This is a genomic window from Dactylosporangium cerinum (genome assembly GCF_042653625.1).
Taxonomy (GTDB): domain Bacteria; phylum Actinomycetota; class Actinomycetes; order Mycobacteriales; family Micromonosporaceae; genus Dactylosporangium; species Dactylosporangium cerinum.
Genome location: NZ_JBHSIU010000004.1, coordinates 400785 through 422907, shown reverse-complemented (window position 1 = coordinate 422907; position 22123 = coordinate 400785). Strand labels below are relative to the sequence as shown.

The window sequence follows — 22123 nt, the reverse complement described above, 5'->3', positions numbered from 1 at the left end:
GGATCCGGATGACGCGATCCGACAGGTCGCCGCACGGCGGGCAGCCCCCGTCCGGCACCGCGCGGATCGCCGTCGACCTCCTCGGCGGGGACAGTGCTCCCGCCGTCGTGGTTGACGGCGCTCTGCGCGCGTGCAGCGCCGACCCAGACCTGCATCTCCTCCTCGTAGGGCCGCGTGAGACGGCCGACGAGGTCCTCGGCGCGCTCGCGGTCCACGACCGCGAGCGCGTCGGTGTCAGCGTGGTCGACCGCACCGTCGGCATGGGCGACTCGCCGTTGCGCCACGTCCGGCGGGAGTCCACCGTCCGGGCCGCCGCCGAGGCGGTCTACGGCGGTCGCGCCGACGCGATGGTCTCCGCGGGCTCCAGCGGCGCCGCAGTCGCCGCCTCCGCCCACGTCCTCGGCCGCCTCCCCGGGGTGCGCCGGCCGGGTCTCGCCGCGCACGTGCCCACCGCGCACGGCCCGGTGCTGCTGCTCGACGTCGGCGTGACGATCGACGGCACCATGCTGGAGCTGGTGCAGCACGCGGTGCTCGGCGCCGCGTACGCCGCCACCGCGCTCGGCGTGGCCGAACCCCGCGTCGGCCTGCTGTCCATCGGCAGCGAACCGGGCAAGGGCGACCGGCTCCGGCGGGCCGTCGCGGTCGCCCTGCACGACACCGTCCTGCCCGCCGGTGGGCGCTACATCGGTCTGGTGGAAGGCCACGACGTCCCGCTCGGCGGCCCGGCCGACGTGATCGTCACCGACGGCTTCACTGGCAACATCCTGCTCAAGGGCCTCGAAGGCGCCACCGCCAGGCAGCGGAAGGCGGAGCAGGGGGCGGCCCTGCTCGGGGTCAGCGGCACCGTCGTGGTCTGCCACGGCTCCGCCGACGGTCCCGACATCGCCTCCGGCATCGCCCTCGCCGCCCGCCTGCACCGCGAGGGGGTCATCCCCGCAGTGGCCGGGCTCGCCGACGATCTGCTGACCGAACTCTCCTCGGCCGGCGGCCTCACCATCCGTGACGCAATAGGGGAGCGCTCGTGACGAACCCGACCCCGCTCGGGGCCGCCTTCGAGGTGGACCTCGAGCCCGACATGCTCCGGCGGGCGTTGACCCACCGGTCCTTCGCCTACGAGAACGGCGGCCTGCCCACCAACGAGCGGCTCGAGTTCCTCGGCGACGCGGTGCTCGGGGTGGTGATCACCACCGCGCTGTTCAACAACCACCCCGACCTCGCCGAGGGGCAGCTGGCGAAGCTGCGCGCGAGCGTGGTCAACATGCGCGCCCTCGCCGACGTCGCCCGGCGGCTCGGTCCGGAGGGCATCGGCCCGTACCTGCTGCTCGGCAAGGGCGAGGAGGCGACCGGCGGCCGCAACAAGGCCAGCATCCTCGCCGACACCCTCGAGGCGCTCATCGGCGCGATCTACCTCCAGTACGGGCTGGACACCGCCGCGACGGTGATCCACAAGCTGTTCGACGAGCTGATGGCCGAGGCCGCCCTGCGCGGCGCCGGGCTCGACTGGAAGACCAGCCTGCAGGAGCTCACCGCCGGACGTGGTCTCGGTGTCCCCGAGTACCGCATCGACGAGGAGGGCCCCGACCACGCCAAGCGCTTCACCGCCTGGGTGATCGTCGCCAAGCGGCGCTACGGCGGTTCGCAGGGCGGCAGCAAGAAGGAGGCCGAGCAGCGCGCCGCCGAGGCGGCCTGGCGGGAGCTGTCCGCGCGGCCGGCGGAGAAGGGCGACGATGGCCACGGTGACTGAGGTCGCCCGGCGCCGGGGCACCCAGATCGTGTGGGCCCTCCCGCTGGCCGTCTACGCGCTGAGCCGCCTGCTGCAGCTGGCGTTCGTCTGGTGGATGGCCGACAACGGCGAGGTCCGTAGCCGCCTGCTCGCCTGGGACGGCGGCCACTTCGTCCGCCTCGCCGAGGAGGGCTACCCGGCCGGGTACAGCTACACCACCGAGGGCGCGCTGACCGGCAACGGCCTGGCGTTCTTCCCCGGGTACCCGATGCTCGTGCGGATCGTGCACCTCGTCACCGGCCTGGAGGTCGGCACGGCGGCGATCACCGTGGCGTGGATCGCCGGGGCGTTCGCCGCAATCCTGGTGTGCGCGCTCGGCACCCGCCTGTACGACCAGCGGGTCGGCCTGGCGCTCACCGCCCTGTTCTGCACCCAGCCGATGTCGATGGCGCTGTCGATGGCGTATTCGGAGGCGCTGTTCGTCGCGATGGTCGCCGGCATGCTGCTCTTCGCGCACCGCGGCGACTGGCTCCTCGCCGGGCTGTTCGGCCTGGGGGCCGCGCTGTCCCGGCCGACCGGCGCCGCCGCCGCGATCGGCCTCGCGGTCGCGGCTGGGATGGCGGTGCACCGCAGCCGCCGCGCCGCCCGCGAGCAGGATTCCGACGAGCCCGTCATCGAAGAGACGCGACGTCGTTCCAGCCGCTTCAAGGCCGACGCCCCCACCGTGCGGGACGCCCCCGCCTGGCAGCCGATCACCGCCGCCGCCGTCGCGCTCGCCGGCGTCCCCGGCTACCTGCTGTGGGTCGGCCTGCGCGTCGGCGACCTCGGCGCCTGGTTCGACATCCAGACCGCCGGCTGGGGCACCACGTTCGATTACGGCAAGTCCACGTTCGAGTTCGTCCGCAACGCGCTGCGCACCGGCGACGGCTGGATCCAGGTGAGCATCGCCTGGATGGTCATCGGCGTCGTCGTGCTGGCCGCCATCGCGGTGGCGCAGCGGGTGTGGCCGCCGCTGCTGGTGTACGGCCTGATCGCCCTCGTCCTGGTCCTCGGCCAGGGCGGCTACTACCACTCCAAGCCGCGGCTGCTGGTCCCGGTGCTGCTGATCCTCGTCCCGCCGGCGGTCGCACTCGGACGGGCGAAGCCCCGCACGGCGGCGCTAGTGTTGTCGGGCTGTGCGGCGTTCGGGCTGTGGTACGGCTCGTACCTGATCACCGTCTGGCATTACGCGATCTGACCCCCTTTGGAGACCGATGCCTGAGCTTCCCGAGGTCGAGACCGTCCGCCGCGGACTCGACAAATGGGTCTCCGGCCGGCGCATCACGACCGTCGAGGTGCTGCACCCGCGGGCGATCCGCCGCCACCTGCCCGGCGCCGTCCACTTCGCCGACGTCCTCGCCGGCCGGCTCGTCGGTGCCGTCCAGCGCCGCGGCAAGTACCTGTGGCTCCCGCTCGACGACGAGGACGCCCTCGTCGGTCACCTCGGGATGTCCGGCCAGCTGCTCATGCAGCCGGTCGAGGCGCCCGCGGAGATCCACCTGCGGGTCCGGTTCAGCTTCGACGACGACGGCCCGGAGCTGCGGTTCGTCGACCAGCGCACGTTCGGGGGGCTGGCGGTGTCCAGCGGCGGCGCGGTCCTGCCCGCCGAGCTGGCGCACATCGCGCTCGACCCGGTCGACCCGTCGTTCTCCGACGACGCGTTCGTGGAGCACCTGCGCCGCCGCCGGACCGACGTCAAGCGGGCGCTGCTCGACCAGACCCTGATCTCCGGGGTCGGCAACATCTACGCCGACGAGGCCCTGTGGCGGGCGAAGCTGCACGGTGCCCGGCAGACCGACCAGCTGTCCCGCCCGGTGGTGCGGCGGCTGCTCGGGCACGTCCGTGACGTGCTCAACGAGGCGATCGGGCAGGGCGGCACCAGCTTCGACGCGCTCTACGTCAACGTCAACGGCGAGAGCGGCTACTTCGACCGCTCGCTCAACGCCTACGGGCGCGAGGGCGAGCCTTGTGGGCGCTGCGGCAGTCCGATCCGCCGTGAGGCGTTCATGAACCGGTCGTCCTACTCCTGCCCGCGCTGCCAGCCGCGGCCGCGGATCCCGGCAGCCCGGAGCCCGCGTTGATCAACCGGTGCGGCCGGGGCCGGCGCGGCGTCGGCGTCGGCGGGTTCAGCTCGGCGAGGCCCGGCACCTGACCGCACCAGGCGGGCAGGTCGGCGTAGGGGTCGGGGGCGCCGAGGTCGGTCACGATGCCGAAGCCCGCGCCCCGCGAGACCTGCAACCGGGCCGCCTCGTCGAGCTCCCACGGCGGCACGGCGTGCACGAGGTGCCCGTCGCCGGGGAGCGCGCCCGCGCCGTTCCAGCGGCGGTAGTCCCGCCAGCTGCCGTCGAAGACGCAGATCGGCAGTCCCAGGTCACGGTAGGTCTGGTCGGGCGGCCCGCCCGGATTGAGCACGACGTCCGGCAGGTCGGCCCGCTGCGCGAGGCGGGCCGCGATGGCGACCGGGCCGATCGAGTGCGGGCTGACCGGCACCTTGTCGAGGAAGATGCCCTGGACGGGATAGCCGGCCCACCGGTACACATCGGCGCGGATCCGCTCGACCGGCCTGGTGGACAGGTCGACGTCGACATAGCCGAGCAGCCGCACGCCGGCGGCGGCCAGCCGGCTCAGGGCGGCCGTATACGCCGGGTCGCGCCCGCTGCCGGGACCTCCCGCGACGTCGACGACGACGGTGAACGCGGCACCGTGTCCCGCGACGATCTCCCATGCGTGTGGCCGGGCGAGAGGATGCGCCCGCAGTGGCAGGAGCGTCGGAACCCGGTCCACGACCGGACTAACGATGCTGGGCCCCCTCAAGCACGGCCGGTGTCCACGGTCCAGTAGGGCGTTTTGCCGCGCATCGCGGCCCCGACACCGATCGACTTCGTGGCACAGTCCAGCAGGATCTCGCGGTCGTTGTCGTCGCGCAGCCAGCTCTTGACGACGTCGCCGGCGTCGCCGCCCTTGGCCACCAGCTCGTCCGAGAAGCCGCTGTAGCCGGCCTTGCTGACCCGGTCCTGGGGGGAGCTGCCGTCGCTGCCCTCGCTCCGGCTGAAGTCGCGGGCCGCCATGTCGGCGCTGTGCGCCCTGGCCGCGGTCCGCAGCTGCGGGTGCATCCGCAGCGGCTCGCACTTGGCCTTGCGGCGCTCGCCGTTGACCAGCTGGACGACCCGGTCCTCGTAGCCGCTGTTGAAACTGGCGTTGACGGTGGGGCTGGCCTTGCCGGTGGTGACCGCGGTGCTCGGTGCGGGGGCGCTGGAGGCCGCCCCGGTGGCCTCCTCCGAGCCGCCGGCGGCGGGGGCCGGCTGAGCGGCCGCGGCGGCTGCCGAGGGCTCACCGCCGCCGTCGGAGAGCGCGGGAACGACCACCGCGCCGATGCCGAAGAGGATCAGGATCGCCGTGACGATCGCGGCGACGCCCGTGGGGCCGCCGAGCCGGGCGATCAAGCCAGGCGTCATCGCGGGTCTCCTCGGGTCAGAATTTTCTTCGACACGACGCTACTTTGCAGTGGCGCTTGCGGGCAACCGGTGGCACACTGCCACGATCGGCTACGGGGGTGTGATCACACACCCGGGTGAGTGAGAACACCCTGGCCAGGACGTTTGGCATGCCGGTCGGCTTGACTAAGTCGCCGCCCGGGCTGAACATAGAGGGGTCGCCAGTCGCGCCCAATTATGCCCTAGTGCTTCGGTCGCGGGTGCTGGGCGCGCGTTTGCCGGAATCCGACCGGCTGCGCTTATCAAGGAGACGATATGGCTAAGGCCCTCTTCGGCCACGTGGGCGGCGCGCCCGATCGGCGCCTCGTAGACGAGGTCACCCAACTGCGTGCCAAGGTTCGGGCGCTCGAGTTCGAGGTCGTCCGGCTGCGCGCCGAGAATGACCGGCTCGCTGCGGCGGCTGCCGAGACGGATCACCTGATCCGGCTCGCCGAGCCGGCGATGGCCTGACCCTAGGCCCTCGCCCGAAAGAAGAACGCCGGCGGATCCGGCGCTCTCCACTGGAACCTACGCAGAACTGAATAGCAAACCCGCGCGCCGACATCCTCTGGGTCTCGGCGCGCAGTCATGTCCGTGGGTTGTATCGCGATCACGTGCGGTCAGCGCATTCGGAAAGCGCCATGCAGTCGAGTAACGACGCAGCGTCGACAATGGTTGCGAATGGTTCCTGTGATGCGGTTCAAGAGGCACGGAAACGCGCATTATGGTGTGCGGCGCTGCCGCATTGGGTATCCTGCCGGGCGGTAGTCTGCCCTGGTACCGCACCTACTTCGACCCGTGGAGATCCGTGCATCTCAAGAGCCTGACGGTCAAGGGCTTCAAGTCCTTCGCGTCCGCGACCACGCTGCGACTCGAGCCGGGCATCACGTGCGTCGTCGGGCCCAACGGCTCGGGCAAGTCCAACGTGGTCGACGCGATCTCCTGGGTGCTGGGCGAGCAGGGCGCCAAGGCGCTGCGCGGCGGCAAGATGGAGGACGTCATCTTCGCCGGGACCTCCGGCCGGGCCCCGCTGGGTCGCGCCGAGGTCACCCTCACGATCGACAACACCGACGGTGCACTGCCGATCGACTACACCGAGGTGTCGATCACCCGCCGGATGTTCCGCTCCGGCGAGAGCGAATACGAGATCAACGGCAACCAGTGCCGCCTGCTCGACATCCAGGAGCTGCTGTCGGACTCCGGCATCGGCCGCGAGATGCACGTGATCGTCGGCCAGGGCCGGCTCGACGGGGTGCTGCACGCCCGGCCGGAGGACCGCCGCTCGTTCATCGAGGAGGCCGCCGGCGTCCTGAAGCACCGCAAGCGCAAAGAGAAGGCGATCCGCAAGCTCGACGCGATGGCCGCCAACCTCAACCGCCTCGGTGACCTCACCACCGAGCTGCGCCGTCAGCTCAAGCCGCTCGGCCGGCAGGCAGAGGTCGCGCGCCGGGCCGCCGGCATCCAGGCCGACCTGCGCGACGCCCGCCTGCGGCTGCTCGCCGACGACCTCGCCACGCTGCGCACCACCCTCGACAAGGAGATCGCCGACGAGACCGCGCTGCGGGCCCGCCGCGAGGAGGTCGAGGCCGAGGTCGAGTCGATCAACGAGCGGCTGGCGATGCTGGACGCCGAACACGCCGCCGACGCGCCGGTGCTCGCCGAGGCGCAGGACACCTGGTTCCAGCTCTCCACGCTGCAGGAGCGCTACCGCTCGCTGCATCAGCTGGCCGCCGAGCGGCACCGCAACCTGTCGGCCGCCCCGGTTGACGAGCGCCCCGGTCGCGACCCCGAGCAGCTGACCGCCGAGGCGGAGAAGGTCCGGGAGCAGGAGGACGAGCTGCGCGCTGCCCTGGAGGCCAGCCAGGAGCGGCTCGCCGAGGCCGTCGACCGGCGCCAGGACATGGAGCGGCGCCTGGCGTTCGCGGAGAAGGCGATCGTCGCCGCGCACAAGGCCATCGCCGACCGGCGGGAGGGCCTGGCCAAGCTCACCGGCCAGGTCGAGTCCGCCCGCAGCCGCGCGACCGCCGCCGCCGACGAGATCGAGCGACTGTCGGTCCAGCTCGCCGAGGCCGAGACCCGCTCCGAGCACGCCGCCGCTCTCTACGAGGAGGCGAGCGCCGGCGCGACCGTGGCCGACCACACCAACGCCGACCTGGAGATCCGCCACCAGGAGGCGACCCGCGAGCTCGACGCGATCAACAACGAGGTCAAGCAGCACAGCGACGCCGAGCGCGCGGCCGAGAAGGACGCCGCCCAGTGGAAGGCCCGCGAGGAGGCCCTGGCCACCGGGCTGCGCCGCAAGGACGGCGCCGGCACGCTGCTCGCCCGCGCGGACCGGATCCCGGGCGTGCTCGGCAGCGTCGCGGCGCTGCTGTCGGTGCAGGCCGGGCATGAGGCGGCCCTCGCCGCCGCGCTCGGCGCCCTCGCCGACGCGGTCGCGGTCGCCAACATCGACGGCGCCACGGCGTCGGTGGAGATGCTCAAGCAGGACGACGCCGGCCGGGCCGCGCTGCTGATCGCGTCCGCGCCGACGCACACCGCTCCGCCGGTCGAGCGGGTGCCGCTGCCGCCCGGCGCCGCCTGGGCCCTCGACCTGGTCCGTGCCCCCGACGAGCTGCGCCCCGCACTGGAGAAGGCGATCGGTGACGTCGTCTTCGCCCCGGACCTCACCGTCGCGAAGCGGATCGTGTCCTACGCGCCCAACCTGCGCGCCGTCACGCCCGAGGGCGACGTCCTCGGCGCCTACGCGGCCGCCGGTGGGTCGGGCAAGCAGCACAGCTACATCGAGGTCCAGGCCGCCGTCGAGGAGGCCCGCCAGCAGAAGGTCGACGCCGAGCACCGCGTCGCCGAGGCCCGTGAGCTGCTCGCGCTCGCCCGGCACGCGGCGACCGGCGCCAAGGAGCAGGTCGCCGAGGCCGCCGCGGCGAAGAAGGAGGCCGACAGCGTCCGCAACGCCGCCGCCCGCCGCCTCGCCGAGTTCGGCGCCGCCGCCAAGTCCGCGAAGGCCGAGGTCGAGCGGCACGCCGCGGCGCGGGCCAAGGCGGAGGCCGCCCGCGAGTCCGGCGTGACCAGCCTCGCCGAGCTGGAGGAGCGCCTCGCCCTCGCCGAGGAGATCCCGATCGACGAGGACCCCTCGACGATGGAGCGCGACGACCTCGCCGGCGAGGTGCCCGTCGCCCGTCAGCAGGAGATGGAGGTCCGGCTCGCGGTCCGCACCGCCGAGGAGCGCGTGGGTGCCCTTGCCGGCCGGGCCGACGCCCTGCTGCGCCAGGCGGCCGCCGAACGGTCCGCCCGGGAGCGGGCCGCCGCGCGCAAGGCCACCCGCGCCCGGGGCGCCAAGGTCGCCGAGACGGTCGCCGCCGCCGCGCAGCTCGCACTGGACAACCTCGCCGACTCGATCGCCGAGGCGCAGGAGACCCGGGACGCGCTCGCCGAGACCCGCGCCGAGCGGGAGTCGACGCTGATCGAGGTCCGGGGCCGGGCCAAGCAGTTCACCGGCGAGCTGGACCGCCTCACCAACGCCGTGCACCGCGACGAGGTCGCGCGGGCCGAGCAGCGGATGCGCATCGAGCAGCTGGAGGCGCGCTCGGCCGAGGAGTTCGGCCTGGACGCCGACACCCTCGTCGCCGAGTACGGCCCCGACCTGGACGTGCCGCCCACCGCGCCGGAGGTGGCCGCCGCCGAGGCCGAGGGCCGGGCGGCGCCCGAGCCGGTGCCGTTCGACCGGGCCACGCAGGAGAAGCGCGCCGCGAAGGCCGAGCGCGAGCTCAACCTCCTCGGCAAGGTCAACCCCCTGGCCCTGGAGGAGTTCGCGGCGATGGAGGAGCGCTTCAAGTTCCTCTCCGACCAGCTCGAGGACCTCAAGGCCACCCGCCGTGACCTGCTCACCGTCGTCAAGGACGTCGACGACCGGATCCTCGAGGTCTTCACCAGTGCCTATCACGACACGGCGCGGGAGTTCGAGCAGGTCTTCGCGGTGCTGTTCCCCGGCGGCGAGGGCCGCCTGGTCCTCACCGACCCCGACGACATGCTCACCACCGGCATCGAGGTCGAGGCCCGCCCGCCCGGCAAGAAGATCAAGCGGCTGTCGCTGCTGTCCGGCGGCGAGCGGTCCCTGACCGCGGTCGCCCTGCTGTGCGCGATCTTCCGGGCCCGCCCCTCGCCCTTCTACATCATGGACGAGGTCGAGGCCGCCCTCGACGACGTCAACCTCGGCCGCCTGATCACCCTCTTCGAGCAGCTCCGCGAGAAGAGCCAGCTGATCATCATCACGCACCAGAAGCGCACGATGGAGGTCGCCGATGCCCTGTACGGCGTCACCATGCGCCAGGGCGTGACCGAGGTCATCTCCCAGCGCCTCCGCACGGAAGAAGCCGCATGATCCAGCGCCCTACCGCCCTGCTGATCGACTTCGACGGGGTGCTGCGCCGGCACGACCCGGCCGTCGCCGCGGCGATCGAGACCCGGCACGGCCTGGAGCCCGGCGCGATCCTTGCCGCCGGCCTCGAGTGGGACCGGCAGCTGCCGGCGATCACCGGGGAGATCACGCGCGAGGAGTGGCTGTCCTCCATCGCCGAGGCCCTGGGCGTCGACGAGTCCGTCGTCCTGGAATGGGACCAGGACAAGGGCGAGATCGTGCCCGAGGTGCTGCAGTTCGTGAAGGACGTCCGGAAGGCCGGGATGAAGGTCGGCCTGGCCACCAACGCGATGGACGACCTGCCGGTCGTCCTCGCGCGGCACGGGCTCACCAAGCAGTTCGACGCGGTCGCCAACTCCTCGGAGATCAGCGTGCACAAGCCGGCCCCCGGCTACTTCCGGGCGGCCTGCGCGCTGATCGGCGCGCACCCGAAGCAGTGCCTCTTCATCGACGACGCCGACCGCAACATCCGCGCGGCGCGAGCGGCAGGCCTCTCGGCCTACCGCTACACGCCCGGCGACGATTTCACCTACGCCCGTAAGGCGCTGGCGATCTAGAGCGCCGCCTCGATCGCCTTGACGACCTCGTCCGACTTGGGGGTCGCCCGGGGCGAGAACCGCGCCGCGACCGTGCCGTCGGAGGCGATCAGGAACTTCTCGAAGTTCCACCGGATGTCGCCGGTGTGACCCTCGGCGTCCGGGACCTCGACCAGCTGCTGGTAGAGCGGGTGCCGGCCGTCGCCGTTGACCTCGACCTTCTCCGTCATGGGGAAGGTCACGCCGTAGGTGGTGCTGCAGAACTCGGCGATCTCCTCGGTGGTGCCCGGCTCCTGGCCGCCGAACTGGTTGCACGGCACGCCGAGCACGGTGAAGCCGCGGTCCGCGTACTCCTTCTGCAGCGCCTCGAGCTCGGCGTACTGCGGGGTCAGCCCGCACTTCGAGGCCACGTTGACGACCAGCACGGGGTGGCCGCGGAACTGGCCGAGGTCCAAGGGATCGCCCTGCAGGCCGGCGATCTTGACGTCGTAAAAGCTCATGCCCCTGATCGTATGCCGACCTTGACTTCGGAGGTTCGTTCGGTACATTAACAAAGACCGATTCCGGTGAGCCCACCCTCACTCACCGCGGTCCTGCCTTCATCCTCGCCGGACGGCGCCGGCGGACCTGCCCTGCCAAAAAAGGGCACGCCCGCGACCGCCGTACCCCGAGGAGGGCCCAGCCATCATGGCCGTTGTCACCGTGCGCAATCCCGGCACCGGGGAAGTGTTGGGGGAGGTGCCGGCGACCGACGCGGCACAGGTCGCCGCGACCGTCGAGCGCGCCCAGCAAGGTCAGCGTGCGATGGCCGCCACCCCCGCGCACGAGCGCGCCGACCTGCTCCGCCGCGTCGCCGACCGGATCGAGGCCGAGCGGGAGGACCTGGCCCGGCTCCTCGCCGCCGAGAACGGCAAGCCGATCCAGCAGACCCGCGGCGAGGTCGAGGCCGCGATCCGCATCTTCCGTGGCTACGCGGGGGAGGCGACCCGGCTCTTCGGCCGGCAGATCCCCCTGGACGCCGTGCCGGGGCTGGAGCAGCACCTGGCGGTCACCGTGCGCGAGCCGCTCGGGGTCGTCGCCGCGCTCGTGCCGTTCAACTACCCGGTCGAGCTGTACGCCCACAAGGCCGCCGCCGCCCTCGCCGCCGGCAACGCGGTCGTCGTGCAACCCCCGTCCCGCTGCCCTCTCGCCATGACCAGGATCGCGGCAATGGTGCAGGATGCCGCTCCGGCATACGCGCACCAGGTCGTGGTCGGCGGCCCGCAGACCAGCCAGCAGCTCGCCGAGCTGCCCGGGATCGCCGCCGTCACCCTGACCGGCAGCACCGCCGCCGGCCGCGAGATCGCCCGCCGCGCCGCCGGCACCCTGAAGAAGGTGTTCCTGGAGCTCGGCGGCAACGACGCGCTCATCGTCTGCGCCGACGCCGACGTCGAGGAGGCCGCCCGCGCCGTGGTCCTCGGCCGGCTCGCCCGCGGCAACGGCCAGATCTGCTGCGCGGTGAAGCGGGTCTACGTCCAGTCCCCGGTGCACGACGCGTTCGTGGACGCGCTCGTCGCGCAGACCGCCAAGCTGACGGTCGGCGACCAGCTCCTCGAATCCACCGACGTCGGCCCGCTCATCGCCGAGGAGGCCGCCGGCCGGGTGCTCGACGCCGTCCGGACGCTCGTCGCCGACGGTGCCCGGCTGGTCGCCGGCGGGATCCGCAGCCGGGCCTTCCTGGACCCGACGGTCCTCGTCGACGTGCCCGCCGACAGCCCCGCCTTCGCCGAGGAGATCTTCGGGCCGGTGGCGCCGGTCGCCCGCTTCGACGACCCGGACGAGGCCGTCCGGCTCGCCAACGCCTCACCGTACGGGCTGCACGCCGCCGTCTTCACCCGCGACATCTCCCGCGCGCTGAGCATCGCCCGGCGCCTGGACGTCGGCGGCGTCGTGATCAACGGCTCGACCGCGCTGCGGGCGGAGAACCTGCCGTTCGGCGGCACCAAGGACACCGGCGGCTACCGGGAGGGCATCCACGACACCGTCCTGGACTTCACCCGGCAGAAGACCGTCGTCGTCATGGACGCCTTCCGATGACGCTGCGGCTGCACGAGGTCCACAAGTCCTACGGCGGCGTCGAGGTCCTGCACGGCGTGACGCTGGACGGCGCACCCGGCGAGGTCCTCGCGATCGTGGGCGCCAACGGTGCCGGCAAGTCCACCCTGATCAAGATCCTTTCGGGTGCGGTGCCGATGAGCTCCGGCGCGCTGACGTGGGACGGCGTCGAACTGGCCGTCACTTCGCCGCACGACGCCCACGCGCACGGCATCCGGACCGTCCATCAGGAGCTCTCCCTCGTGCCGGAGCTGACCGTCACGGAGAACCTGCTGATGGGCAACTTCCCGCGGCGGTTCGGCCTGATCGACTGGCCCGCCGCGCACCGCCGGGCCGGGCAGCTGCTGCAGGAGGCCGGGTTCGGCGTGATCGACCCGCGGACCCCGGCCGGCCGGCTGACCGTGGCCCGCCAGCAGATGGTCGAGATCGCGAAGGCCCTCGTGAGCGAGCCCCGCGTCCTGGTCCTCGACGAACCCTCCGCGGTCCTCGCCGGCGCCGACCTCGACGCGCTGTTCGCGCTGATCCGGCGCCTGCAGTCGCGCGGGGTCCTGGTGGTGTACGTGTCGCACCGCCTCGCCGAGGTCCTCGAACTCGCCACCCGGATCGTCGTGGTCAAGGACGGCCGCGTCGTCGCGACGACCACGCCGGACGCGACCGACGAGGGCTCGCTCATCCGGCTCATGGCGGGCCGGACCCTCGACCGCATCTACCCCGAGCGGCGGCCCGCCCCGGGCGGGCCGCTGCTGACCGTCGCCGGGCTCGGCCGGACGGGGGAGTTCGACGGCGTGTCGTTCACGCTGCGGGCCGGGGAGATCGTCGGGCTGTTCGGCCTGGTCGGATCGGGTCGCACCGAACTCGCCGCGTGCGTCTTCGGCGCAGCCAGGCCGACCGCCGGCGCGGCGTTCCGCAGTCCCGGGGAGGCGATCCGCGCCGGCGTGGCGATGGTCACCGAGGACCGGGCCGGCAGCGGCCTCGTCCTCGGCATGACCGTGCGGGACAACATCGGGCTCACCACCTGGCGCTCCACCGCCCGCGGGCCGCTCATCGACCGCCGGCGACAGCGGACCGACGCGGCCGCCATGATCCGGGATCTGGCCATCGCACCCCAGGGCTGCGCGACCATGCCGGTCGTGCACCTGAGCGGCGGAAACCAGCAGAAGGTCGTGCTGGCGAAGTGGCTGCTCACGGGTCCGCGGGTGCTGATCCTCGACGAACCCACCCGGGGCGTGGACATGGCGACCCGGGTCGACATCTACCGCATGATCGACGGCCTGGCCCGCGACGGCCTCGCCGTGCTGCTCATCTCCTCCGACCTGACCGAGGTGCTCGGCGCCACCGACCGGGTCCTCGTCATGCGCCAGGGCCGGCTCACCGGCGAACTGCCGTCGGAGGGCACCACCGAGGAACAGGTCCTGGAAAGGGCGATCGCAGCATGACAACCTTGGCAGTCCGCGTCCGCGGCCGGGACGTCACGGTCGAGGCGGCGTTCACGCTGCTTATCGCCGCGCTCATCGTCGTGGCCGCCACCACGTCCGAGAGCTTTCTCACCACCACCAACCTCACCAACCTGCTCAAACAGATGGTGACCACCGGGTTGCTCGCCTTCGGCATGCTCGTGGTCATCCTCACCGGCGGCATCGACCTGTCCGTGGGCTCGGTCGTCGCGTTCAGCGGGATCGTGACCGCGGGGCTCGTCGCGGACCTGCCGATCCCCCTGGCGATGCTGGTCGGCGTCGCGAGCGGGATCGCGTTCGGCGCGGTCAACGGCGTCCTCGTGGCCCGGTTCGAGCTCGCGCCGTTCGTCGTCACCCTCGCGGCGCTCACCACGATCCGCGGGCTCGCGTTCGTCTACTCGGAGGTGCCGATCGCACCGACCGACCCCGGCTTCCTCACGCTGGGCTCGGCCATGGTCGGCCCCATCCCCCTGATCACGCTGATCATGCTGGCCGTCTTCGGCATCGGCGGTGCCTTCCTGGCCCGGACGCCACCCGGGCGCTCGATCATCGCCATCGGCGGCAACGCCGAGACGGTCCGCCTGGCGGGCATCGACGTGCGTCGGCACATCGTGCTCGCCTACACCATCAGCGGTCTCTGTGCCGGACTCGCCGGAATCATCCTCACCAGCAGAGTCGGCATTGCACAACCCAGCGTCGGGGTCGCTTTCGAGCTCGACGCGATCGCGGCCTGCGTCATCGGCGGCGCGAGCCTGTCCGGCGGCCGGGGTTCGGCGAAGGGTGCCTTCGGCGGGGTGCTCGTCCTGGTCCTGATCAACAACCTGCTCAACCTGTACGGCGTGCAGTCGTTCTGGCAGCAGGTGCTCAAGGGACTGATCATCATCGCGGTCATCCTCGTGCAGCGCACGCGGCGGCCGCGTTCTGACTCCGTGAAGGGACGCGCATGAGAAGAGCCTTATCCCTGCTGCTGGTGGCGGCGCTCGGCCTGGCGGGCTGCAGCGAGGAAAAAGCCGGCAAGAAGGACAGCTACACGATCGGGGTCGCGAACTTCCTGCTCAGCGGACCGTACTTCAGCGGCATGGACGCCGCCATCGCCGCGCAGGCCAAGACCAAGGGCAACGTGAAGATCGTCAGCACCGACGCCGGGGGCGACGCCGCCAAGCTCGCCGCCAACGTCGAGGACCTGCTCAGCAAGAACGTCGACGCGATCATCATCTCCGGCGGCCCGCTCGAGTCGGCGCCGGCCGCCCTGAACGCGATCAAGGCGGCGAAGAAGCCCGTCGTGCTGGTCGACCGGAAGTTCGCCACCGGCGAGTACACCAGCTGGATCGGGCCCGACAACGAGGCCATCGGCAAGCAGGACGGCGAGTTCCTCGCGGCCAAGGTCAAGGGCAAGGTCGCGATCATCAAGGGCGGCCCGGCCGACAACTCGATCGGTCTGGCCCGCACCAACGGGTTGAAGTCGGTGCTCAGTACCAAGTCCGACATCACCCTGGTCGAGGCCCCCGACTTCGGCAACTGGGGCTCCGACGGCGGGCTCACGGTCATGGAGGGTCTGCTCGCCAAGCACCCCGACCTTGTCGCCGTCTTCTGCGAGAACGACGCCATGTGCCTCGGCGCGCAGCGGGCGATCGCCTCGGCCGGCAAGACGAACCAGATCGTCCTGGCCGGCGTCGACGGCCAGGCCGAGGCGCTCAAGGCCATCCTCGACGGCACCAACTACGTCGTCACCGGCCTCAACAGTCCGAACGTGATCGGCAAGCTCGCCCTGGACCGCACCGTCGACGTGCTCGGCGGCGCCAAGGTCGAGAAGGACACCGTCGTGCCGTCGCCGCAGATCACCAAGGACAACGCGTCCCAATACCTCTAGGAGCCTGTTGTGAGACGACTGCTCACCGGGGTCTTGGTCGCCGGGTCACTGATCGCGATCCCGGCCGCCCCCGCCGCCGCCGCGCCGACCTGGCGCCTGCTGTACTCCGAGAACTTCGCCCAGCCCATCAACACCGGCAACGCGCCGTGGGTCCGGGAGACCTACGCCAACCCGTTCGACACGATCACCGACGACGCCGGGCAGTGGTACCGCAACGACTACGGCCCGGCCTGGACCACCCAGTTCAACTCCTTCGACACCTACCGCAAGGAGTTCACGGTCGGCCAGAACGGCTGGCTCACCGCCTCCCTGTCCGCCCGCGACTTCAACAAGGACGGCGTGCTGGAGGCGCCGCCGTCGATCACCACCGCCACCGTCGGCGGGGCCAGCGCCGCAGTCCTCAACGTCCCCGAGAGCACCGGCGGCGCGATCTTCCGGCCGACGCAGGCGCTGCCCGACCAGTACCGCATCGAATACAAGCTCAAGACGATCGACTTCGGCGGCAAGCGCAACGGCACCATCAACTACGGCGGCCGGGTCAACGGCTACAGCACCGCCGGATGCAAGACCCAGCACCCGTGGGGCGAGGGCTCCAACAGTCCCGGCTGGAGCGGCAACGCGGCCGTGCCCTACTGCGAGTGGCAGGACGTGCGGGCCGGGCCGTACGGGTACAACGGCTTCCACTTCCTGTCCATCGTGGACTTCGCGAACCCGGCGCCCCGCAACAACCACTTCTGGCACTACCACCGCAAGGTGCTGATGGACTCCTTCTCCCAGCACCCCGACCGGGTCGGCTCGGGCACCGGCGGCCGGGTCTGCAACGCGGCCAACAACACCTACTACAACTACCGCGACGGCAACTTCAACACCGTCAACATGTGGATCTCCGGGATGCCGAACTGGAACCCCGGCGCGGGCGGCCTGCCCGGCAACTCCCAGTGGTTCATGACCAGCTGCTCCGGCGGCGCGGCCGAGAACCAGCTCTCCAGCGCCGGCGAGCTGCAGCCGGAGCTGATGCCGAACGAGTACTACACGTTCGCCATCGAACGCGACGCGACCGGCTACACCCTCGAGGCGAGCGGCAACTTCGCCCGCTCCGGCCAGCGCACGCTGCGCTTCCACCGCGACTTCGTGGTCAACAACGTGCCGATCTGGCACTACAACACCACCGCCGCCGGATACAACGGACAGTTCAACGGCAACCTGGTCCAGAACGACGACTTCGGCAGCACCACCTGGCCCAACCAGTGGCCATCGGGGTCCGCCTATCCCGACTCGTTCGTGATCGGTGACCTCTACACCAACGTCTACGAGGGCTCCGCCAGCCTCACCGACATCAAGCTGTTCGTGCCGGAGACGACGCCGCCGGTCACGAACCTGGCGCTGAACAAGCCGGCCACCGCGTCGTCGCAGTGCGCCGCGGCCGAGGCACCCGCCAAGGCCGTCAACGGCAGCTGGACGGGCGGCCTCTCCGACAAGTGGTGCGCCCTGGGCGCCAACAAGTGGCTGCGCGTCGATCTGGGCTCGAACCAGCAGGTCGGCCGGGTCGTCCTGCGCCACTCGGGCGCCGGCGGCGAGAAGACCAGCTGGAACACGAAGGACTTCGACCTGCAGACCAGCCTGGACGGCAACACCTGGACGACGGTCGCCCAGGTGAGGAACAACACGGCGAGCACGACCACGCACACGTTCACCCCGGTGACCGCCCGACATCTCCGCCTGAACGTGATCACCCCGACGAACGACTCGGATACCGCCGCCCGCATCTTCGAACTGGAGGCCTATTCGAGCTGACCCCATTGTTGACCTTGGACACTTTCGTCGCGCCCTGGCATGACAAAAGTGTCCAAGGTCAACGTTTCCTGCTCCGGTCCGTCGAGCGCGAGGTCCGCCGCTCCCGTCAGCCACCGGTCAGGCCTTGGCGGCCTTCCCTGCCACCTCCGCGGACAGTTGCGCAGCCGCGACCTGACGGTCGCGACAAGCCCGCGGCCGTGGACGGCCGCGACCGTACCTGTACCCGGGTGATGTGTTTGCAGGGCATGACGGCAACCGTAGGTTTGCCACATGGCGGAGCAGCTGGCAGTCGGCGCGGTCGTGCGGCGGGGCAAGGACGTCCTGCTGGTCAGCGAGACCCTCGACGGCGACCTCGTCTGGGCGTTGCCCGGCGGAGCGGTAGGGCCCGGCGAGCCGCTGCTGGCGAAGGTGGCGCAGGAGGCCGGCTTCACGGCGGTGACGGCCGAGCGGCTGCTGTGGATCGCCCGGTACACCGCCGGCGGCGCCGGCTACGAGATGTTCGGCTTCGAGGTGACCGGGGTCGGGCCGCACGACGGGTCGGGGGAGTGGGTGCCGCTCGCGGCGGCGGTGGAGCGGCTGGGGCGGATGTGGTTCGCGCCCATCCGGGAGCCCGCTGTGGGGTATCTCACCGGACGGGCGCGGGTGGCGACGGTGTGGACGTGGGCGGCGCTGGAGCGGGAACCGGTGACCGTGCCCCCGGTGGGAGGGGTCAGGTCAGCTTGAGCGAGGCCACCTCGCCGAGGGTCTTGTCGGGCCGGGTGCCCTCGACCGTGACGTGCGCGGAGCGGCCGTCGAGCAGGAGCACCCCGACGGCGTTGCCGAAGTAGGGGTCGGCGGTCTTGGCCCAGCGCACCGGCGGCGGGGGCAGGCCGACGGAGCGGGCCAGGGAGCGCATCAGCTTCGCGGCGGGCGGGTTCCAGCCGAACTTCATCGCGGGGCGGATGTACCTCGGCATGTCGTTGTGCACCGGGGAGCAGGTCAGCTGGTGGACCGGGCTGACCACGTCGGGTCCGAGCACGGCGCGGGCAGCGTAGGAGTGGTGCACGTCGCCGGAGAGCACACTGATCGACGCCGGTGGCGGTGAGACGCCGCCCTGGCCGGCGCCGACCTGGCTGAGCAGGGCGGTGAGGGCGTCGAACGAGCGCTTGAACGCGGCCCAGTGCTCCAGGTCGACGGCCTGGCGGAGCTTCTCGCCGATCTTGGAGACCCAGTTGCGGGGCGACTCGGCCAGCCGCTCGGTGGCGGCCTCCAGGTGGTGGATGGCCGGGGGCAGCAGCCACGGCAGCGAGGAGCCGATCAGCAGGTGGTCGTAGTCGCCGGGGATCTGCTCGGTGAACCAGGTCCACTCCGACTCCGCCAGCATCGCCCGGTGGCCGCGGGCCAGGACGCGGGCGGCGCGGTTGTCGACGACGACGAGGCGGGTGCGGTCGATGTCGATGGTGTAGCTCCACCGGTACGACGTGGGCTCGTGGTCGGCGCGGGTGCCGAACGCGTCGAGCACCTCGGTGGCATCGCCGCCGGCCGAAAGGACGGCTGCATACACCGGGTCGTCGGCCAGTGCGCTCGGGGCGATGTTGCCGAGGTGCTGGTAGACCCAGTAGGAGGACAGGCCGGCCCGGATGCGCTCCTCCCACCACGACAGCGCGGCCATGGACGTGCGCCAGCGGTCGGAGGTGTTCCAGTCGTCGATGATCTCGTGGTCGTCGAAGATCATCACGCTGGGCACGGTGGACAGCAGCCAGCGGATCTCCGGGTCGCCCCAGGAGTCGAGGTAGAGCTTGGTGTACTCGTGGAAGTCCACGACCTGCTTCTCCGGCGCGTCGGCGCGGCGCTTCCGCCGGCCGAGCCACTTCTGGATCTTCTCGGGCGTCTCGTCGGCGTACACCTGGTCACCGAGCAGCACGAGCAGGTCGGGCCACTCCGTGGGCGCGTCGGCGTTGATCGACTCGATCAGCCGGCCCGCATAGGCGTCCAGCGCGTCCGGCGGGAACCGGGTCACGCTCAGCGGACTCGACTCGCGGCAGGAGCCGAAGATCAGCCGGACCGGCGCGTCGTCCGGCCTCGTGCGGATCGCCGAGGGTGGGGAGGTGTCCCCCGGCAGCGGCCAGACCGTGGTGCCGTCGATGCTCAGGGTGTAGGGCGTCACGGCGCCCCGGGGCAGCCCGGACACCATGACCAGGGCGTAATGGTGCCCGTGGACGGTGAAGGTCCGGGCGGAACCGCTCGCGGGGGCGGCGTCGACCGCGACCGTCGCCGGATGGGACGTCTCGACCCAGATCGTTGCCCGGTCGCCTTCGACGCGGCGCAGGACGGGCCCCAGGACCAGCGGGCCGTGATCCTCGTCGAGGCTGCGGGGCGAGTCGTCCTCCGGCATGTCGCGGACCTCCAGTGCCTGCGGGGGTGCACTGAAGATGATCCTGTGTGGGCGGACCTGGCGCCACTTCGGGCCCCGGACCGCGTCGTCTGGGAGGATTCCTGCCATGGAGTCGTACATCGTCTTCGGCCTGGTGCTGCTCGTCGTGGTGATCGGGGCGACCCTCGCGCTGGTAGCGCCCCGTTTCCGCAAGCCACCGACCCTTCCACCGGCGCAGAAGCCGACCGCTCCGCCGGTGAAGCAGGTGCCACCGGCACCGACCAAGCAGGCGCCACCGGCACCGACCAAGCAGGCGCCGCCCGTACCGACGAAACCGCCGAAGAAGCAGGTGCCGCCGGTTGTCGAGGCGCCACCACCGGTGGTGGAGGCCCCGCCGCCCGTCGTCGAGGCGCCACCGGTTGTCGAGGCGCCGCCGGCGCTCGAGACCCCCGAGCCGACCGCCGGGCGCCTGGTGCGGCTGCGGGCCCGGCTGTCGCGCTCGCAGAACGTGTTCGGCAAGGGGCTGCTCACGCTGCTGTCGCGTGACAAGCTCGACGACGACACCTGGGACGAGATCGAGGAGACCCTCATCGGCGCCGACGTCGGGGTCGCCGCGACCACCGAGATCGTCGGCAAGCTCCGTGAGCGGGCCCGCGTGCACGGCACCGCGACCGCCTCCGAGCTGCGCGGCATGCTCGCCGACGAGCTCGTCGCCGCGCTCGCCCCGGAGATGGACCGCAGCCTGGCCGCGACCCAGCGCGACGGCCGGCCGGCGGTCCTGCTGGTCGTCGGCGTCAACGGCGCGGGGAAGACGACCACCTGCGGCAAGATCGCGCGGGTGCTGGTCGCCGACGGCCACACCGTGGTGATGGGCGCCGCCGACACCTTCCGGGCGGCGGCCACCGAGCAGCTCGCCACCTGGGGCAGCCGGGTGGGCGCCGAGGTGGTCCGTGGCCCCGAGGGCGCGGATCCGGCGTCGGTGGCGTTCGACGCGGTCAAACGGGGTATCGAAGCCGGTGTGGACACCGTGCTGATCGACACCGCCGGGCGGCTGCAGAACAAGGTCGGCCTGATGGATGAGCTGGGCAAGGTCAAGCGGGTGGTGGAGAAGCACGGGCCGGTCGACGAGACGTTGCTGATCCTCGACGCCACCACCGGCCAGAACGGCCTGGAGCAGGCGCGGGTCTTCACCGAGGTGGTCGACGTCACGGGGGTGGTGCTCACGAAGCTCGACGGCACCGCCAAGGGTGGGATCGTCATCGCCGTCCAGCGGAAACTGGGCATCCCGGTGAAGCTCGTCGGCCTCGGCGAGGGCCCGGACGATCTGGCGCCCTTCGATGCCCGGCAGTTCGTCGACGCACTCGTTGGCACGGACGCGTAACCTCGGACGCTAGCAAGGCATGCGAAACTCGACCGGGACGTGAAGGACTACACGTGACGCAGCAGGAGATCCCCCTCCACGGCGGAAACACGTCCGTCGTGGTGCGCTCGGGAGACACCGTGCGCCGCAACGCCGGCCCCTGGACGCCGGCGGTGCATGCGCTGCTGCGGCACCTGGAGTATGTCGGGTTCACCGGCGCGCCGCGGGCGTTCGGCATCGACGAGCGGGGCCGTGAGGTCCTGTCCTACCTGGAGGGCGAGTCGGGTGGCTATCCGCTCGCCCCGCACTGGGTGACCGACGAGGCGATGGTCACCGTGGCGACGATGCTGCGGATGTTCCACGACGCGCAGGCCGGGTTCCGTCCGCCGCCCAACGCGGTGTGGCGCTCCTTCGGCCCGCCACCGCCGGACACCGAGGTGATCTGTCACCACGACGCGGCGCCGCACAACGTCATCTGGCGGCCCGACGGGACGTTGTCGCTGATCGACTTCGACCTCGCCTCGCCGGGCGCCAGGATCTACGACGTCGCGTATGCGGCCTGGACCTGGGTGCCGCTCTTCTCCGACCGGGACTCCTACACGCTGGGCTGGAAGCGGCCGAACCGCCCACGCCGGCTGCGCATGTTCGCTGACGCGTACGGGCTGACCCCTCGTGACCGGCACCGCCTCGTGCGTGTCATCCGGAAACGGATCGTCGATCACATCGAGGGCATTCGTCGGATGGCGGCCGCCGGGGACCCGGCCTTCGTGCGCATCGTGCACAAGGGGCACCTGCGCCGTCCGGTCCGTGACCTGCGGCTCATCGACTACGAACGGCACACGCTCGAATATGCCCTTCGATAGGGCTTGTCCAGCGTGTGAAGGTTTCTTCACACGCTGGAAACATGACGTGACGCCTTAGAAACCGCTCAGCGCCGGTGCGCGAAACGTGGGCCCTGGAAGCTCTCGCGCAACCGGCTGACAGGGCAGCGCTGCCTCGAGGTCGGGAGG

At 71.6% G+C, this 22123-nt stretch carries 19 protein-coding genes; 15 read left to right on the top strand and 4 right to left on the bottom strand.

Annotation, left to right across the window (positions count from 1 at the left end; translation table 11 throughout):
- The first annotated feature begins 8 nt into the window (after positions 1–8).
- From ACFPIJ_RS02880 to mutM, 4 genes are read left to right on the top strand one after another with little or no spacing between them, the layout of a single operon-like run.
- Positions 9–1025: a phosphate acyltransferase PlsX gene (locus tag ACFPIJ_RS02880; protein ID WP_380112970.1), complete on the top strand. Its 1017-nt coding sequence runs from the start codon at positions 9–11 to the stop codon at positions 1023–1025.
- Between the two features lie 50 nt (positions 1026–1075).
- Positions 1076–1744, top strand: a complete 669-nt coding sequence (rnc, locus tag ACFPIJ_RS02875; RefSeq protein ID WP_380113077.1) for a ribonuclease III — start codon at positions 1076–1078, stop codon at positions 1742–1744.
- Complete coding sequence (locus ACFPIJ_RS02870) at positions 1737–2960, top strand: mannosyltransferase family protein (RefSeq protein ID WP_380112969.1); 1224 nt, start codon at positions 1737–1739, stop codon at positions 2958–2960. Before rnc ends, ACFPIJ_RS02870 begins: the two co-directional genes overlap by 8 nt.
- Before the next feature lie 16 nt (positions 2961–2976).
- Positions 2977–3843 carry a bifunctional DNA-formamidopyrimidine glycosylase/DNA-(apurinic or apyrimidinic site) lyase gene (gene mutM / locus ACFPIJ_RS02865; protein WP_380112968.1) on the top strand — a complete coding sequence of 289 codons (867 nt, stop codon included), beginning with the start codon at positions 2977–2979 and terminating at the stop codon, positions 3841–3843.
- Here mutM and ACFPIJ_RS02860 read toward each other — a convergent pair.
- Positions 3767–4546: a spherulation-specific family 4 protein gene (locus ACFPIJ_RS02860; protein WP_380112967.1), complete on the bottom strand. Its 780-nt coding sequence runs from the start codon at positions 4544–4546 to the stop codon at positions 3767–3769. The two genes, mutM and ACFPIJ_RS02860, sit on opposite strands and share 77 nt — an antisense overlap.
- Positions 4547–4572: 26 nt before the next feature.
- A complete protein-coding gene (locus tag ACFPIJ_RS02855) occupies positions 4573–5217 on the bottom strand; it encodes a CAP domain-containing protein (protein WP_380112966.1) in 645 nt (214 codons plus the stop codon).
- Between the two features lie 294 nt (positions 5218–5511).
- Here ACFPIJ_RS02855 and ACFPIJ_RS02850 point away from each other — a divergent pair, with 294 nt between their 5' ends.
- The 3 genes from ACFPIJ_RS02850 to ACFPIJ_RS02840 all read left to right on the top strand — a co-directional run bounded on the left by ACFPIJ_RS02850 (position 5512) and on the right by ACFPIJ_RS02840 (position 10209).
- Positions 5512–5706 (top strand): hypothetical protein, encoded by a 195-nt coding sequence (locus ACFPIJ_RS02850; RefSeq protein ID WP_203846253.1) that lies wholly within the window; start codon positions 5512–5514, stop codon positions 5704–5706.
- A gap of 337 nt (positions 5707–6043) precedes the next feature.
- On the top strand, positions 6044–9616 hold the full coding sequence (gene smc / locus ACFPIJ_RS02845; protein ID WP_380112965.1) for a chromosome segregation protein SMC: 3573 nt from the start codon (positions 6044–6046) through the stop codon (positions 9614–9616).
- Positions 9613–10209 (top strand): HAD-IA family hydrolase, encoded by a 597-nt coding sequence (locus tag ACFPIJ_RS02840; protein ID WP_380112964.1) that lies wholly within the window; start codon positions 9613–9615, stop codon positions 10207–10209. The genes smc and ACFPIJ_RS02840 overlap by 4 nt, the downstream gene beginning before the upstream one ends.
- Here ACFPIJ_RS02840 and ACFPIJ_RS02835 read toward each other — a convergent pair.
- Complete coding sequence (locus tag ACFPIJ_RS02835) at positions 10206–10688, bottom strand: glutathione peroxidase (RefSeq protein WP_380112963.1); 483 nt, start codon at positions 10686–10688, stop codon at positions 10206–10208. The genes ACFPIJ_RS02840 and ACFPIJ_RS02835 overlap by 4 nt on opposite strands.
- A gap of 187 nt (positions 10689–10875) precedes the next feature.
- Here ACFPIJ_RS02835 and ACFPIJ_RS02830 point away from each other — a divergent pair, with 187 nt between their 5' ends.
- The 6 genes from ACFPIJ_RS02830 to ACFPIJ_RS02805 all read left to right on the top strand — a co-directional run bounded on the left by ACFPIJ_RS02830 (position 10876) and on the right by ACFPIJ_RS02805 (position 18123).
- Positions 10876–12264, top strand: a complete 1389-nt coding sequence (locus tag ACFPIJ_RS02830; RefSeq protein WP_380112962.1) for an aldehyde dehydrogenase family protein — start codon at positions 10876–10878, stop codon at positions 12262–12264.
- Positions 12261–13718, top strand: coding sequence for a sugar ABC transporter ATP-binding protein (locus ACFPIJ_RS02825; protein ID WP_380112961.1), 1458 nt, complete (start codon positions 12261–12263; stop codon positions 13716–13718). The genes ACFPIJ_RS02830 and ACFPIJ_RS02825 overlap by 4 nt, the downstream gene beginning before the upstream one ends.
- Positions 13715–14683, top strand: a complete 969-nt coding sequence (locus ACFPIJ_RS02820; protein ID WP_380112959.1) for an ABC transporter permease — start codon at positions 13715–13717, stop codon at positions 14681–14683. The genes ACFPIJ_RS02825 and ACFPIJ_RS02820 overlap by 4 nt, the downstream gene beginning before the upstream one ends.
- Positions 14680–15606: a substrate-binding domain-containing protein gene (locus ACFPIJ_RS02815; protein ID WP_380112958.1), complete on the top strand. Its 927-nt coding sequence runs from the start codon at positions 14680–14682 to the stop codon at positions 15604–15606. The genes ACFPIJ_RS02820 and ACFPIJ_RS02815 overlap by 4 nt, the downstream gene beginning before the upstream one ends.
- A gap of 9 nt (positions 15607–15615) precedes the next feature.
- Positions 15616–17400 (top strand): discoidin domain-containing protein, encoded by a 1785-nt coding sequence (locus ACFPIJ_RS02810; protein WP_380112957.1) that lies wholly within the window; start codon positions 15616–15618, stop codon positions 17398–17400.
- 270 nt (positions 17401–17670) lie between these two features.
- Positions 17671–18123, top strand: coding sequence for an NUDIX hydrolase (locus ACFPIJ_RS02805; protein ID WP_380112956.1), 453 nt, complete (start codon positions 17671–17673; stop codon positions 18121–18123).
- On the opposite strand, the gene ACFPIJ_RS02800 is transcribed toward ACFPIJ_RS02805, so the two are convergent.
- Positions 18110–19774 (bottom strand): alkaline phosphatase D family protein, encoded by a 1665-nt coding sequence (locus ACFPIJ_RS02800; RefSeq protein ID WP_380113076.1) that lies wholly within the window; start codon positions 19772–19774, stop codon positions 18110–18112. The two genes, ACFPIJ_RS02805 and ACFPIJ_RS02800, sit on opposite strands and share 14 nt — an antisense overlap.
- 106 nt (positions 19775–19880) lie before the next feature.
- Between ACFPIJ_RS02800 and ftsY the strand changes: the two genes are divergently transcribed.
- Both ftsY and ACFPIJ_RS02790 read left to right on the top strand, forming a co-directional pair.
- Positions 19881–21134, top strand: a complete 1254-nt coding sequence (gene ftsY, locus ACFPIJ_RS02795) for a signal recognition particle-docking protein FtsY (protein ID WP_380112955.1) — start codon at positions 19881–19883, stop codon at positions 21132–21134.
- A gap of 53 nt (positions 21135–21187) precedes the next feature.
- Positions 21188–21976 carry a phosphotransferase enzyme family protein gene (locus ACFPIJ_RS02790; protein WP_033357818.1) on the top strand — a complete coding sequence of 263 codons (789 nt, stop codon included), beginning with the start codon at positions 21188–21190 and terminating at the stop codon, positions 21974–21976.
- Positions 21977–22123: the final 147 nt, after the last annotated feature.